The following is a 14,824-nucleotide window of genomic DNA, read 5'->3' on the forward strand; positions in this document are numbered from 1 at the left end:
GTGCTTTTTCTTATGGAATTTGGATTGGCTCAACGCGTAAATACGCACCTGGCTCAACGGTTAAACTGTCGATGACTAAACGACCGGATTGTCCCTGATAGGTTTGTCCATCACCCAGTCGCAGGGCATTCATACTGGCACTCAGCTCCATGTCAGCAACACTGACCTGCAGGCCCTTGTTGGTGACATCGATATAGGCTTCCTGGGAAAAATCATTAACCACCACACTGGCCGTTAATTTCGGATCATTCGTCCCGGTTGGTTCTTCATCATAAATTGTTAAGTCGAAGCTGACACCATCAGACAATTGCAGGTCGGAACGGATACCCTGACGGCCAGAACCCGGCAATGCCCAAATCTGGGCTGTCATTGAGCCGCCATTAAGTGAAAAATGTTCAATACCGTAAGACCCCAGACTGCCAGAGGCATTAGTACCGTCACCGTCGCTGAAGGTAATGTTGTCGATAAATAAAGACAGGTCATCAACGTCAAAAAATGATGCACTGATGCCATTACCATATAAGCCGGTACCACCAACAATCTCGAAGGTATAACCCACCTCTTTTAGTGCACCACCGGCTTCTTTACCTGTCGATAAACGTACATTACCGAGATTAATACGCTTATCGTTGCTGCGGTAAAAAGCGGTACCAATGGTCAGATCAGAAGCAAAACGTCCTTTCAGTCCTTCAGCATCCGGGTTTGCCTGCAGTGTAAAATAGGCTTCATTCACACTGACATCACCAAAGCCTATATCGCCGTAGTCAGCACCACCGAATAAGTCACTGCCATCCGTCGCATCCAGCAAACGAATATTATTCAACTCCAGCGTTCCTTCGGTTGTACCCATTTCCAGTCGCAGTTCACCGTCAACTGCTGAAATAAAGAATTCTGATTGAAACGGCGAACCACCCGAAGTGGGTTTAAACTCAACATCAGTCGCCAGTGCCAGGTCATCTTCGATGTAGGTAAAATCGATGCGGCTGCCGTCCGTCATATAGGTACGATTACGCAGCTTAACACCATCGGCACCTGGCACAGCAGCAACTTCGAGAAAACTGCCCGGGGCAAAACGCCATTTATTCAGCCCAACACTGCCAACCGAACGGGTTCCGATACGAACGTCACCGATATTCAGGTTCAGTGCTGACAGGTCGGTGGTTTTAATGCTCAATTCACCGGTATCAGCAACATCAATCGTGGTTTTAAAGCCACCCGGTCCTAACACATTACCGGCACCGTCGAGGTCGACGATTTGCAGGCGAATATCTTCCATTGAGAAAGTTTCCGCCCCTAATCCGTCTTCATCCAGTTCAGTAAAGACAAATTCTCCAACCGTCAGCACAGTACCATCCGCAGCACTGTTAGAGGTTTCAATCGTAATACCGGCCTGCCCGGACACCGTGGCCAAAGCATTATCATCAATAGCCTGCAAAGCAATTGCAGGTGTGCTCAGTGAAGCCAGCAGCAACAATGACGTTGTTTGTTTCATATCAGTGCCCCTGTACCTGCAGATAGGTGTTGTTAGTCAGGTGCAGACGCGCGTCGATTGTGCCGATACTGGGTGAATGAATCCCTGCGGCAGCGCGATCGGCCCGATCAAAACGAATATTACGCCCCTGCAGATGGGCACGAACGCCGTCAGTGGCCGTCGTGTTGTCGAAGTCGAACACCAGGCCCCGCTCACCGTCGACGTTCATCCGCATTCCCTGCACCAGCAGATCGTCCTCAAATGAGATCGTGGCGGAACCTTCATAGATTTCGGTCCCCGGATTACCGGCAAGATAGTTTTCATCGACTTCGCCGGCGATGTACACATAATCGAGTGAACTGTCTTTATTAACCCGCAGATCTATCTCCAGCCCGGATTCACCGGCCTGCTCCGCGTTTTTCAGCAATAAGGCGCCGCCTTTTAAATTAATATTACGGTACGCGGCACTGTTAAGAACTTCGTCGCCAATACTGGCGTTATAGACATTTACATTGCCACCGGTAATGGTCGGCAAACCAATCTGCAGCCCTTCCGGCACCAGATCAAAAGTTACACCCGACATTTTCAGGCCGCCGCCGCTGGCATCAAACGGATTGCCAAAATCCACTGTACTGGAAAGACGTACTCCGTCATCTTCATAGTAGGTATCGAACGACATCGAACTGGGGAGATCGATATCCAGAGTGATACCATTATTGCCGACAGCACCACCGGCAAATAAATCGACGGTATAGACCTGATCATCCGACGGGTCGGCATTGAGATTGTTTTTGATCTGAAAGTTTTGCTGGCCAAAGCCACCAATCGACTTACCATTAATGGCAATCGAACCCACTTCGATATTGATGGGCAAATCGCGGTTGTAAAACAGCAATCCAGTCCGTGTCTCTCCGTTATCCCGCACTTTTTCGCCCACCTGCACATCCACAATTAACGGGCGGTTAGTCGGGGTATACACCCGTACCGGTGACAAGCTGATCACACCACCACTGCCGTCGGCGCCCAGGCCGTCGTCATCGTAGTAGCTGATGGATTTGATTGAAGAGTCGTATTCCGACGTCAGGCGGATGCCCTGAGCCTGGCCCGTCACATTGGACATGGCGGCTTCATCGAGTGCTTCGAGTGCCTGTACGGTACTGATCTGGAACAGAACGCCAGCCAGCCCCAGATAGCATTTAAGTGCCATCCCCTTCTCCCTGTTCTTATAGTTTTTATGTGAACGGACTATTGGTGATATGGTCGTGCAAGTTATCAGATAGTGCGACGAAGCACCAGATAAAAACAGAACAATTGTACCGCTTTCAGAATCATTTTATTGAAAATTTCCCTTATAAAACAAAAAGTTAGCCCCAAACTAAACGTAGTGTAAATTTTACTCTGCAACCAGAATGGCAGCCCAGATTCAGGGCATAAAAAAAGCGCCGGAAAACGACGCTTTTTATCAGGTTTATTACCGCCAGAAGCGGCACCACTCTGGCTGGATTCAACCCTGCGACAATAACTCACGCAGATCGAGAATGGCGGCATTGGCCCGGGAGATATAAGACGCCATCACCAGCGAGTGATTAGCAAACAAACCAAAACCACTGCCATTCAGTATCACGGGCGACCACAACTCTTCCTGAGTCGCTTCCAGCTCCCGGATAATCTGGCGCAATGACACCAGAGCGTTTTTCTTTTCCAGGATATCGCGGAAATCCACCTCAATCGCCTTCAGAATATGCAATAAGGCCCAGGCCGTTCCGCGGGCTTCATAGAAGACGTCATCAATCTGAGTCCAGGGAGTTTTCACTTCCTGATCATAATCCGCCGGTGTCGATTGTGTTGCCGCCGAGTCGCCGGCCAGATCGGTATTTAACCGCCGTTTACCCACCGAGGCACTGAGGCGCTGCGACAAGCTGCCTAACCGGGTTTCAACGTCAAACAACCACTGACGCAGGTTATCGGCGCGGGCATAAAACTGGGCCGACGGCGTATTCGGATCAGACAAGCGCTGCAGGTAGTTGCCCAGCGCTTTCAGGCCACGCTCATACTCGGCTTCCGTCGACGGCACGGCCCAGCTGTTACTGTCGAAATGCAGCTGTGGCTCGGCAATCGCCAGGTCTTTATCTTCGGTCGACTGGCTTTGAGAACGACTGAAGTCTTTCCGCAACGCCCGGGAGAAATCCCGCACCTGCACCAGCACTCCATGCTCCCAGTTAGGAATATTATCCAGCCACAAACCCGGAGGAAAAATATCATTACTCAGATAACCACCTTGCTTATGCAATAAGGTATCGGTCACCTTCATCAGGGTCGCCGTTGTGGTAAAACCGGTTACTGTATCCACCCCCATACTTTCCGCTTTGGTCGCCGCATGTTCTTTAACAGCAAACGTCTCCGGCTCATCACTCCAGAAGAAACCCAGCACCAGAGCCACCAGCAAATACACCACCAGCACTGCCATCAGACCGCCGCGGGCGAAACCGCCATCAGTCCACCAGTCCTGAGCCCGTTCTTTGATATCCAGCACACGATCGCGTAACTGACCACTCATTACGTATTTCCTTTGTTTTTCAAGCCAATAGGGTAACAATTGCCAAGCCTACCCGGCCCGGCCCCGGTGGACAAGAGATACTGATATACTTCACAACCGGCATCGTTAACTCAGGCAGCAAAAGCAGTTACCCATGAAACTGACACACAGTGAATTGTCTCATCGCCACCAGCGTATTCTCGAGGCTATGTCCGAAGGCGTCTATGGCCTGAACGCCGAAGGCCACGCCACATTTGTCAATCAGGCCGCCGAGCGACTGACCGGCTGGAGCCAGGATGAAATCCGTGGCAAAAGCATTCACCCGTTCCATCATCACAGCTATGCCGACGGCAGCCACTACCCACAACACCAGTGTCCGATATATCTGACCCTGCAAAGCGGTAAAACCGCCCACAGTGACCAGGAAGTTTTCTGGCGCAAAGACGGCAGTTTCTTCCCGGTAGAATATTCCAGCAGTGCCATCATCGAAAACGGCGAAATTACCGGTGCCGTCGTGGTATTTAAAGACATCAGTGAACGCCTGGAGCACCAGAAATCCCTGCAGTCGGCGCTCAGTCAGGTCAAGCAGCTTAAGCAACAACTGCAGGACGAAAATCACCTGCTGAAACAGGCCCTCAGCGAGCAGCAGGGCCAGCGTCATCTGATTGGCCAGAGCGACGCCATGCAGGCCTTACAAACTGCCATTCAGCAGGTAGCGCCAACCCCCAGCTGCGTATTGGTACAGGGTGAAAGTGGTACCGGCAAAGAACTGGTCGCCGAAGCGTTACACCGCCACAGTCCACGAGCCCAGCGCGCCATGGTAAAAGTGAACTGTGGTGCTATCGCCGACAACCTGCTGGAAAGCGAGTTGTTTGGCCACGAGCGAGGCGCTTTTACCAGTGCCCACCAGCGCCGTATTGGCCGCTTTGAACAAGCGGACGGCAGCACATTATTCCTTGATGAAGTCGCCGAACTGTCGGCTGCCGCCCAGGTTAAATTGCTGCGCGTATTACAGGAAGGTGAAATTCAGCGTCTCGGCAGCAGCCAGACCATTCGTATCGACGTACGGGTCATTGCCGCCACTCACCGCAACCTGGAGCACATGGTTAAAAACGGCGAGTTCCGCGCCGATCTGTATTTCCGCCTGCGGGTATTCCCGCTAACGATTCCACCATTGCGTGAACGAAAAGCCGATATTCCCCTGCTGGTCAGTCATTTTATCGCCAGCCTCAGCCACAAACTGGGCAAACGCCCACCGGAGTTATTACCGGAAACGCTGCAGACCCTGATGCAATACGACTGGCCCGGCAATGTCCGGGAACTGGCCAACGTGATCGAACATGCGCTGATTGTCAGTGATCAGCAACTGCACATCCCTCCTCTCAGCCATACGACCGTTACCCCAACCCGCCAGCAGAAACCTCTGCCGCTGGCAGAAGCTGAACGCCAGCATATACGCCAGGCACTGAGTTATTGCCACGGTGTGATTGGCGGTAAAAGCGGTGCTGCCGAACTGTTAGGCCTGCCGCCCTCCACCCTGCGCTCACGCATTAAAAAGCTGGGGCTCTGACCTCCACACCCGGATAAAAGCACGATATATCGAATAACACGATATATCGCGTCGATATATCAAATATTCCACCATCAGCCGTCAATAAAAGCCCATGGTTGCCCGCTTGTCATTCTGGTACGGCGGTTGCCATGGCATCTCTGATGAGTTTGTAATCATGAGAGAGACCCCATGTCTGAAGTAAACCGCACCGCCGAAACCGACTGGCAGGCCAGACGAATCGAGGCCACCGCGATCGACATCACCCCACACAGAGTCAAAACCGTCTCCGGCCGCTTCCGCAACTGGCGCCGGTTATCCACCTGGCCACTGTTATTGTTCTTTTTTCTGACTCCCTGGCTGACCTGGGATGGCAATCCGGCCGTCCACTTCGACCTGGTGAAAAAAGAGTTTCACCTCTGGAGCTGGGTATTGTGGCCGGAAGATCTGACAGTGATCACAGGGTTATTAATCGGCAGTGCCTTCGCCCTGTTTTTTGTCTCCATGTACGCCGGGCGCCTTTGGTGTGGTTATGCCTGTCCACAAACCACCTGGACCTTCCTGTTTATCTGGCTGGAAGAGAAAATTGAAGGTTCGCGCAATCAGCGCCGCAAGCTGGACCAGGGCAAAGGATCACGCAGCCAGCAACTGCGCCGGCTGGCCAAATTCCTGGTGTGGGCGGTATTAGCACTGGCAACCGCGGTGACCGCTCTGGCCTATTTTTACCCGCTGAAAGTCTGGGCAGCCGACGTGCTACAAGGCGATATTTCAGCCATGGCTATGGCCTGGGTGATCATCATTGGCGGCTTAACCTTTATTAATGCCGGTTGGCTGCGGGAGAAGTTCTGCACCGATGCCTGCCCTTATTCACGCTTTCAGTCAGTGATGTTTGATTCCTTCACCCGCACGGTACGTTACGACGAACAACGCGGTGAACCTCGCGGCAAAGGCAATCCCAAAAACAGCCAGGGCGACTGCGTCGATTGCAATTTGTGTGTGCAGGTTTGCCCAACCAATATTGATATTCGTGATGGCCTGCAAATCGCATGTGTCGATTGCGGTGCCTGTGTCGACGCCTGCGACCAGGTGATGGATAAACTCGGCAAGGCCCGCGGCCTGATCACCTACGAACCGGAGCAACAACTCAGCTTTGCTCAGCGCTGGCGATTATGGGGTTATGGCATGGCAGCCACACTGGTGGCGGTGTTAACTATCAGCTCGGTGTTCAGCAGCGAAGACCTGACCGTCAGCGTACAGCGCGACCGCTTTTCCCTGTATGAACTGACCCCTCAGGACACCATCACCAACCGTTACGTATTAAATCTGCATAATCGCACGACTGAAGAGCTGCAGGTGGATGTTATGGATGGAGAACAACGCCTGGCACGGCTGCAGATTGCCCCCGGCTCACGCGCCGGTCAAACCATCAACGTTGAACGCCAGCTGACCACCCCTTCCGGAAAAATCAATCTGACGCTGAAATACAATCAGCAGCAACAGTCAGTGGAAGTCAGTTACTCCAACCCCTACGCCAGCGTAGCAGCCAACTAACCGGCTCAGTGGCATTAAAAAACCCCGTTTTGCCAATACAAAACGGGGTTTGCTCTATCAAATAATCATTATCCGCGGTAACCGATCGCCAACGGCAGGAAAGCAACAACCATCAGTGCAATCCCCATGGTCACCAGTGGCAGCAGAATTTTTTCATTGCGATACCAGAAGTTGTGACCCTCCTGACGCGCCAGCGCCACCTCTTGCTCCCCCACAACCTGACGGGTTAACAGGTGGTTCAATGCCACTGGCGGGCTGAGATAGCCCAACTCAAAGGCCACCAGCGTCACCATCCAGAAGTGCACCGGATCAATGCCACTGTCATACGCGACCGAAGCGATCGTAGCGCTGACCAGAATAACAGCACCATACGGGTCCATCACCATACCAATGACGACCAGGATAGCCACCAGCAACGCCATCGCCAGCCAGATGGATTCAAACGTAGTTGGTACCATCATCATCAATTCAGCACGCTCAACCACACCACCAATACTGACCGACAGCCCCATCAGCATCAATAACGCACCAATATGACCGGTGGTTTCCGTGGTCGCTTCGCGCACCGTTTTTTCCAGCGAATCACGGCCTTCCACCAGATCATGGAAGCCTTTTTCCACCCGCTCTTCGATATAATCGACGTTCATATTCTCACGTGCCAGAATGCCTTTTTCCTGCGTCGCACGTTCGTAAATCAGAATGACCAGTAACAACACCGGCAGAATAATCGGCGCCGAAAATTCATCCAGATAAGCGTCCAGCAACCAGGCATAGGCCAGCAATGTGGCACCAATAATCAGCACATAAGGAAGCAGCGGTAACAGCGCCTGCTTAAATTCCGGCCAGGTATTATCATCCAGCTTTATTTTTAATGAACTCTGACTGGTCAGCATCGCCATAGCGGCAAACAATACCGTGGTCAGCAAAAAGACTTTTACCCCCCAGCCGAATAACTGGTCGGTCGTCACTTCGTTATTCAGTGCCGCGATAATCACCACCAGCAAACACGGACGCAATACCACCCCCAGGGATCCGGACATCGCGGTAGCCGCCAGCGCCAGCTGACGACGGGCACCGGCACGACGTAACTCGGCATAAATCAGGCCGCCGACTGCGATCACAAAAATACCGGAAGCACCGGTGTAAGCCGTCGGAATCGCCGCCAGCGCCACGACCGCGACGGATAATATTTCCGGCGGCAAACGGAACGGCCGGAATAAATTAAATACCGCCTGCGCCAGCTGAGTGCGCTTCAGCAACATGCCAATCCAGACGTACAAACCGACATTCAGGAACAGCTGTGACAGTTCCATCATCTGGTTCAGATAAATACCAATACCAGCGCTGTGGCCCGAGGCGATAAAATACCCACCGGAAATAATACACATAGTGGCATACAAAGGGACCGCCAGCTGCGCCTTCAGAAAGTTACCGCCGGGCTTGGCGTCTTTCGGAATAAACAAAAACTGATACAGACTCAGTAATAAAATAACCGCAAAACCAACAATCCAGAGGTGATGAAGAATACCGTGCTGAGTACTGACTTCGACGCCGGCCGAGTAGGCCACGTCGCGGAAGCTGAATACCGAATAAAACAGAATGGCAGAAGCAATTAACTGAGCACCGGCAGCGACCCGGTAATCCATCACCGTTTCCATCGGCCGTAAGGCAATATGATGGCGACGGAACACAGCCGTTAAACCACAAATTAATACCAGCACCGCCAGCATAATACGCTGAGCACTGAGTCCTATTTCACCAAAACGAGCAACTCCCAATTCAATAGCGCGGAAAACTTCCACCCCTGGGGTGATGCGTTCCAGCGTCTGCTGATATTGCTGGTGCTTTTGTTCACATTGTTGTTGAGCGGCCAGCAGCGACTGACGCATGGCATCTTCATCAACCGGCTCGGCATCGAATAAATCCCACTCATCTGCTTCAGCGCTGGCCTCTGCAACCAGCTGAGCTAAACGGGCGTCAATATTCATATTCAGGTTACAGGCCGGTTCAACCGGATCACTCCTGAGCATAAAATAACCATCCCAGGTGCCTTCGCCTACCTGCAACAACTGCGCATGAATCGCATGACTGGTATTAAGAATGACAACAAATACCAGCACCAGAAATGCCGGTAACGCGGCGAGCCATTCATAGGCACTGCGATTGCCTAAACGGATAGCCTGCTCCATAGTGTGAGCCCTCTGTTGAGGCTGTAAACACAGCCTCTTTAATTATTATTTTGGCAGCGAAAAGATCGCTTATTCCAGCTTTTCAACACATTCCGCGTGAGTCGGATTTTCCCGACAACGCAGCTTGCGTAATATGGTTAACATGGTCGGGTGGTAGACCCCTTCTTCGCGCAGTGCCAGACGCACATCACGCAACATCAGATTGTATTTTTCAACGTCGGCCGGATCCAGCTCGACCCAGTATTTTTGAGGAATGTCTTTGGTATCACGCTGAATAAACTCAGCGACTTTATCATACGCCGCCGCGATGGTTTTCCGTGACTGGTTGCCAAACTGATCGTCGAAACGATCTTTGTGCACCACCAGCTGAAAATCCAGATACGCCAGATTAAAACGGATCACACCACCGTCTTCGCCCATACCTTTGTAAAGTTCCAGTGGCTTATAAGCCAGCGCCGGAGCGTAAGCAACGTCAACACTGCCGTTATTAAATTTACCGGAAAAGTTGGCCGAATTTGACGGCACAATAGAACCGCCAACATGACGCACCAGACGTTTAGAAGGCTCGTCGTAATCAATTGTAGCAATCCGCTTACCCGACATTTCTTCAACTGAATCCACGCTGCGGTCACGCAGGAATAAATAAATGGGGCCGGCTGGCATAATGCCCGCTACTTCATAATTGCCTTCCACCATATATTTAGCGGCTTTCGGAGAGGCCAGCATATGCACCAGATTGCGCATCACCGACTCCGATGGAATTGCACCAATGGCTTCAACCGTAGAAGCAAATTTATTAAACGGTCGCGCCCGAGCGCCGGTTAATAATACAGCGTCACATTGATGCGCCTTAAAGTCATCGGTGGCGATTTTTTCATCCGTGTAAGGCCGCAGGTGAAAGTCATACCCCCATTCCAGCGCCTTAGTGGCGTAGTCTTTGGCGGTACTAAACAGCGAGCCATTCGCTCCCAGCGGATCGAATACACAGAAGGTACGTTTTTCCAGTGGCTTGGCCGATACCACCACACTGCCCAGCAACCCCAGCAGGCCGAGGGTTAACATCATCGCTTTCATGGCTTATTCCCCCAGCAGATCATCGATATCGAACGACGGCACCGCTTTCGGAGCATCATCCCAGAAGGTTCCTAAGCCACCCACCGGCGTACGGGAGCCGGTTGCTTCCGTCCATAACCGGTCAGACACCGCCAGGATCTGACGATGCGCCATGATATCCATCATTTTAAAACGCGGATTGCTCGGCGTGTTTTTCAGCGACGTCGCATGACGGCGAATAGCATCGCGTAATTGCTGCTGGTTACCGGAACCATCGGCCACGGTGATTTCCACGGCGTGGGCCAGGCGCACCCCCGATGCAGAGGCAATCCGGCTGGCTTCATGCATCTGTTGCCACGGGCTGTTGCCCTCTTTGGCACTGCCATCCGGCAACATAATACCCACGGCAGACGATACCGCCTGAGGCACACCCCACCAGCGCTGATTATCGACACACTGAATACCACGGGTCGCTTTCATGGCGATGTCTTTCGGCACCCCCACTTCTCCCTGGGCGCGAACATCATTCATCACCGACTGTACCCCGGCCAGAATCCCCAACACCCAGAACAATTCTTCATCATCACTCATATCCGGACATTCCTGACCGGGTTCACCAAACTCCGCCACCATATGACGGTAGGCGTTGTACTGGCGACTGGCAGCCAGAGCAAAAGCACGCTTTTCGCGGATACGTGCATCTTTCGCTTCAGCGATGTTCTGCGACTTAAACGCGCGCAGATACGCCAGTGCTTCCTGCTGTGCGCGATCTTCGGCACAGGCACCCGCCATCATATACATAGAAACGGCCTGACGATCCGGCGTGTAAGCCACTTCCGTAAACGACAATAACGCACCGGTCATACCTTCGGTCATGGCGCAGGCCATACCCACATCATCGCCTCTCATGGTGTAAGGAATGGCGTAATCTTCGGTGAAATCGTAAGCAAACCAACCAGTGGTTTTGTAGATCATGCTGCAGCCAGACATGGAAATCAGTGCCACAGACAGTAGCGCTATGCGTGTCAGAATCGACATGGAGCCCCCAGATTTTGAGATGTATTTGTTGTTATTCTGTCGGGAATCAGTTCATTCCCGGCCAGCCGTGCAAGCACTGGCCTTTAGCGGTAAATTGTACCCTGAGTCGCCGCTGGCTGGTTGACTCTGTTGCCTGTAATGGTTGGCAATAAGGTCAATCAGGGCCACGAGACTAGGACCAAAACCGCCGGATAAAAAGGTGATTACGTGCCAAAGCAGTACCCGGAACGCCCACAACCACAAGCTTCAGATGACCCGCAGACAGACCTGACAAGCCTGATTCAGCAGCATTTCCGTGAGGCCGAACAAGCCATCGAGCCGGTTTACCAGCGCTATTTTGCCAGCCCCACAGCGGTGTTTTCCCGTCACTGGCGCCACAAACGTGATATTCCGGCTGACTTATTAGCACTCCCCCGCTCCTTACTCAACAGCGGCCGTCGCCTGTTACGCCAGGACAACAGCGACAACCCCCTTCGACAAAGCGGTAAGCAGCAGGAGCTGCGCCGTATTATCAATGACGAACTGCTCGACCTGCCGGGCCTGGAACAAAAAATAGAAAACCAGGTCAATCAGGCCATTGAGAGTTACCAACAACAACTGACTGGCCAGGCAGAACTCAGCCAGCAGCAACGGCTGGAATTCGAGCGCTATGTTGACCATCAGCTGAATCGTCTGCACCTGACCCACGAAGGGCTGCGCGAAGGCTTATTAGCCTTCACGCTAATGATTACCGGCCGCGCGCTGGGTGACAAAGCGGTGTTATCCAGCGCCGCCAGCGTCGGTGGTACCCTGGCTACCTCGGCATATCTGAGCCAGCAGGGCTGGCTGGCGGCATTATGGGCTGGCTGGATGGGAGTCCCCGGCTGGGTGACCCTGGCTGGCGCCAGTGCCGGGGTGGTCGCCGCATTGTTGATCTCACCACTCCTGGCTCCCGGACTGGAATGGGGTATGAACCGTTTTCGCGCCCGACGGTTGTTGCAACAAACCGTGGCCGACGCCGAGCAACAGCTGCTAAAAAAAGACGGCCTATTAGCCGCCAGCCGACTGGGCGTTTACCTGCAGATTCTGCCGGATATCGCCCAGTTTTTACAACGTATGCGCTGACGCCGCCTTACCAGCGGCTCAGGGTGGCCGCCAGCAACTGACGCACCTGCTCCATACCACCGGCGAGTACGGCGCGGATTTCGTCCATGGTTATTTCACCATCGCTTTTCCCCGCCGCCGGATTCACCACCAGACACACACTGGCGTACGGTATAGCCAGCTCCCGCGCCAGCACAGCTTCCGGCATGCCAGTCATACCCACCAGATCACAACCGTCGTTTTCCAGCCGGCGGATTTCTGCGACGGTTTCCAATCGTGGCCCTTGAGTAGCACCATACACGCCAAAGTCGCACACCGATAATTCACACTGATTGGCCGCCGCCAGCAGCCGGGTACGCAATGCCGCATCATAAGGATGGCTGAAATCAATGTGGTCCAGCGCTTTAAACTTGCCATCAAAGAAGGTGCTTTCACGCCCCCAGGTGTAGTCCACCAGCTGATCCGGGATCACGATTCTGCCTGACCCCATATCGGCATGAATACCCCCCACCGCATTAACCGCAATAATGGCACTAACCCCCAGCTGTTGCAGCGCCAGAAGGTTCGCGCGGTAATTAATGTGATGCGGTGGCAGCGAATGTGGGTGGCCATGACGAGCCAGAAATACAATTTCCTGCCCCTGCCAGGTGCCTTCACACACCTGGCCAGAAGTTTCTCCCAGCGGCGTGGCAATAACGCCTTGTTGCCGGATGTCAGGACCACTCAGTTGCGTCAGCCCGGTACCACCAATAATGGCTATTTTCTCTGTCATCATATGTTCGTCAGTAAATGAATCTGCTGCTGCAGCTGACGCCGGCGTTGCGGACTGGCAGTCGCTGGCCGCGGCGGAATCAGGCTACTCAGGTTAAGGGGTTGTAAATCCGGTTGTTGCCGGCGTGCTTCGGCAACGGTGTCGACCACCTGCTGTGCCGCACAACGATCGTTACAAGCTAATAAGGCATTACAACCGGCAGCAATGGCCTGGCGACTGCGCTGGCGGTAGTCACCCGCAGCGGCGGCACCCGCCATCGACAGATCGTCACTGAAGATCACCCCCTGAAAGCCCAGCTCATGGCGCAGCTTCTGCTGCAACCAGGCAAACGAAAACCCCGCGGTATGATTGGCATCCAGTGCCGGATACACCACATGAGCAGGCATAATGCCCTGTAACTGACCGCGTCGGATCAGCTCACGGAACGGTCGGATATCATACTCCAGCTCAGTCAGCGGCCGTTCATCCGTAGGTAATTCCAGATGAGAATCAGCCACCACCGCACCATGACCGGGGAAATGTTTACCAACAGCACACATACCCAGCGACTGCATCCCTGCAACAAAGGCGGACGCCAGCGCAATCACCCCGTCAGCATCATGAGCAAACGCCCGATCACCAATCACCCGGGAGCAGTCCCGTTCGATATCCAGCACCGGCGCAAAACTCAGATGCACGCCACAATCGAGCAGTTCCTGCGCCATCAGCCAGCCCAGCTCACGCGCCAGCTCCAGCGCCTGTTGTTGCTGCTGGCGCCAGACCGGCTCCAGCGTCAGCATCGCCGGCAAGCGGCTGAAACCATCACGGAAGCGCTGTACCCGGCCGCCCTCCTGATCAACACAGATCAGTAATTCCGGACGCAGCGCCGTTATTTCCGCAGTCAGCTGCTGCAGTTGTTGTGGCGACTGATAGTTACGGGTAAATAAGATCAGCCCGGCTATTTCGGGCTGTTGCAAAAAGTCACGATCAGCGGCGCTCAGCTGCAGACCATCAAGATCGGCAATCACCCCCAGCTGACGGGTGAAGTTGGTTGTTACAGATTTTTGCATGGAATTCTCGAAAAACTGTGCGCCTGAATCCAGACCTGTGTGTCGCTGTTAACCAGTTCAAACAACTCCAGCAGGTCACGGTTACGCATACGGATACAGCCATGGGAGAGCGGCTGCCCCATCGGTTCAGAATCGGGGGTGCCATGGATATAAATATAACGCCGCATACTATCAACAGAACCCATGCGGTTACGGCCGACTTCCAGCCCCTGTAACCAGAGGATACGGGTCAGAATCCAGTCCCGCCGGGGGTACTGCAACGCCAACTGAGGGGAATAAATTTCACCACTGGCACGACGACCAACAAACACCGTATTCTCCGGCTGGCCAGCACCAATCCGGGCCACAATACGATGCCAGCCACGCGGCGTCTGGCCAGAGCCAGACTGCTCACCAACACCGGCCGCGGCGGTAGAAACTGAATAGAGATGGCAGATACCTGCCGCAGAAATCCTTAATGCCTGATCAGCAACAGAAACTTCGATCAGATTGTCCGTCATGAAATGTGCCAAATACGACTGAAATATAACAGC

General features: G+C 53.4%; 12 protein-coding genes. 3 read left to right on the forward strand and 9 right to left on the reverse strand.

All coding sequences use genetic code 11. The features are described from left to right. Positions 1-10 precede the first annotated feature (10 nt). The 3 genes from ACFOMG_RS12770 to ACFOMG_RS12780 all read right to left on the reverse strand — a co-directional run bounded on the left by ACFOMG_RS12770 (position 11) and on the right by ACFOMG_RS12780 (position 4,028). The gene (locus ACFOMG_RS12770) at positions 11-1,492 is read right to left on the reverse strand and encodes a DUF6160 family protein (RefSeq protein ID WP_376867083.1); all 1,482 of its coding nucleotides are present in this window, start codon (positions 1,490-1,492) and stop codon (positions 11-13) included. Between the two features lies 1 nt (position 1,493). Next, positions 1,494-2,678 carry a DUF6160 family protein gene (locus tag ACFOMG_RS12775; RefSeq protein ID WP_376867084.1) on the reverse strand — a complete coding sequence of 395 codons (1,185 nt, stop codon included), beginning with the start codon at positions 2,676-2,678 and terminating at the stop codon, positions 1,494-1,496. 297 nt (positions 2,679-2,975) lie between these two features. Next, on the reverse strand, positions 2,976-4,028 hold the full coding sequence (locus ACFOMG_RS12780) for a DUF2333 family protein (protein ID WP_376867085.1): 1,053 nt from the start codon (positions 4,026-4,028) through the stop codon (positions 2,976-2,978). A gap of 133 nt (positions 4,029-4,161) precedes the next feature. Between ACFOMG_RS12780 and ACFOMG_RS12785 the strand changes: the two genes are divergently transcribed. Together ACFOMG_RS12785 and ccoG are read left to right on the forward strand one after the other, a co-directional pair. Continuing rightward, positions 4,162-5,577: a sigma-54 interaction domain-containing protein gene (locus ACFOMG_RS12785; protein ID WP_376867087.1), complete on the forward strand. Its 1,416-nt coding sequence runs from the start codon at positions 4,162-4,164 to the stop codon at positions 5,575-5,577. Between the two features lie 171 nt (positions 5,578-5,748). Continuing rightward, a complete protein-coding gene (ccoG, locus tag ACFOMG_RS12790) occupies positions 5,749-7,107 on the forward strand; it encodes a cytochrome c oxidase accessory protein CcoG (protein WP_376867088.1) in 1,359 nt (452 codons plus the stop codon). Between the two features lie 68 nt (positions 7,108-7,175). Here the strand turns inward: ccoG and ACFOMG_RS12795 are convergent, their stop codons facing one another. The 3 genes from ACFOMG_RS12795 to ACFOMG_RS12805 all read right to left on the reverse strand — a co-directional run bounded on the left by ACFOMG_RS12795 (position 7,176) and on the right by ACFOMG_RS12805 (position 11,387). Then, positions 7,176-9,296 carry a TRAP transporter large permease subunit gene (locus ACFOMG_RS12795; RefSeq protein ID WP_376867089.1) on the reverse strand — a complete coding sequence of 707 codons (2,121 nt, stop codon included), beginning with the start codon at positions 9,294-9,296 and terminating at the stop codon, positions 7,176-7,178. A 69-nt stretch (positions 9,297-9,365) separates the two neighbouring features. Further along, the gene (locus ACFOMG_RS12800; protein WP_376867091.1) at positions 9,366-10,370 is read right to left on the reverse strand and encodes a putative solute-binding protein; all 1,005 of its coding nucleotides are present in this window, start codon (positions 10,368-10,370) and stop codon (positions 9,366-9,368) included. A gap of 3 nt (positions 10,371-10,373) precedes the next feature. Beyond that, positions 10,374-11,387, reverse strand: coding sequence for a hypothetical protein (locus tag ACFOMG_RS12805; protein WP_376867092.1), 1,014 nt, complete (start codon positions 11,385-11,387; stop codon positions 10,374-10,376). Between the two features lie 207 nt (positions 11,388-11,594). Here ACFOMG_RS12805 and ACFOMG_RS12810 point away from each other — a divergent pair, with 207 nt between their 5' ends. After that, a complete protein-coding gene (locus ACFOMG_RS12810) occupies positions 11,595-12,491 on the forward strand; it encodes a hypothetical protein (RefSeq protein WP_376867094.1) in 897 nt (298 codons plus the stop codon). 7 nt (positions 12,492-12,498) lie between these two features. Here ACFOMG_RS12810 and ACFOMG_RS12815 read toward each other — a convergent pair whose 3' ends face one another. From ACFOMG_RS12815 to ACFOMG_RS12825, 3 genes are read right to left on the reverse strand one after another with little or no spacing between them, the layout of a single operon-like run. After that, positions 12,499-13,242: an S-methyl-5'-thioinosine phosphorylase gene (locus ACFOMG_RS12815; RefSeq protein WP_376867096.1), complete on the reverse strand. Its 744-nt coding sequence runs from the start codon at positions 13,240-13,242 to the stop codon at positions 12,499-12,501. Then, positions 13,242-14,291, reverse strand: a complete 1,050-nt coding sequence (nagZ, locus tag ACFOMG_RS12820; RefSeq protein ID WP_376867098.1) for a beta-N-acetylhexosaminidase — start codon at positions 14,289-14,291, stop codon at positions 13,242-13,244. The genes ACFOMG_RS12815 and nagZ overlap by 1 nt, the downstream gene beginning before the upstream one ends. After that, entirely contained in the window at positions 14,276-14,791 is a 516-nt protein-coding gene (locus tag ACFOMG_RS12825) for a L,D-transpeptidase family protein (protein WP_376867100.1), read from the reverse strand. The genes nagZ and ACFOMG_RS12825 overlap by 16 nt, the downstream gene beginning before the upstream one ends. Between the last annotated feature and the right edge of the window lie 33 nt (positions 14,792-14,824).

The sequence above is a fragment of the Bacterioplanoides pacificum genome, assembly GCF_042648445.1.
GTDB lineage: Bacteria > Pseudomonadota > Gammaproteobacteria > Pseudomonadales > Oceanobacteraceae > Bacterioplanoides > Bacterioplanoides pacificum.

Coding starts and splice junctions, on each gene's coding strand:
- ACFOMG_RS12775 (WP_376867084.1), bottom strand. CDS start 2,678: ATGGCACTTAAATGCTATCTGGGGCTGGCTGGCGTTCTGTTCCAGATC.
- nagZ (WP_376867098.1), bottom strand. CDS start 14,291: ATGCAAAAATCTGTAACAACCAACTTCACCCGTCAGCTGGGGGTGATT.
- ACFOMG_RS12805 (WP_376867092.1), bottom strand. CDS start 11,387: ATGTCGATTCTGACACGCATAGCGCTACTGTCTGTGGCACTGATTTCC.
- ACFOMG_RS12785 (WP_376867087.1), top strand. CDS start 4,162: ATGAAACTGACACACAGTGAATTGTCTCATCGCCACCAGCGTATTCTC.
- ccoG (WP_376867088.1), top strand. CDS start 5,749: ATGTCTGAAGTAAACCGCACCGCCGAAACCGACTGGCAGGCCAGACGA.
- ACFOMG_RS12800 (WP_376867091.1), bottom strand. CDS start 10,370: ATGAAAGCGATGATGTTAACCCTCGGCCTGCTGGGGTTGCTGGGCAGT.
- ACFOMG_RS12825 (WP_376867100.1), bottom strand. CDS start 14,791: ATGACGGACAATCTGATCGAAGTTTCTGTTGCTGATCAGGCATTAAGG.
- ACFOMG_RS12795 (WP_376867089.1), bottom strand. CDS start 9,296: ATGGAGCAGGCTATCCGTTTAGGCAATCGCAGTGCCTATGAATGGCTC.
- ACFOMG_RS12770 (WP_376867083.1), bottom strand. CDS start 1,492: ATGAAACAAACAACGTCATTGTTGCTGCTGGCTTCACTGAGCACACCT.
- ACFOMG_RS12780 (WP_376867085.1), bottom strand. CDS start 4,028: ATGAGTGGTCAGTTACGCGATCGTGTGCTGGATATCAAAGAACGGGCT.
- ACFOMG_RS12815 (WP_376867096.1), bottom strand. CDS start 13,242: ATGACAGAGAAAATAGCCATTATTGGTGGTACCGGGCTGACGCAACTG.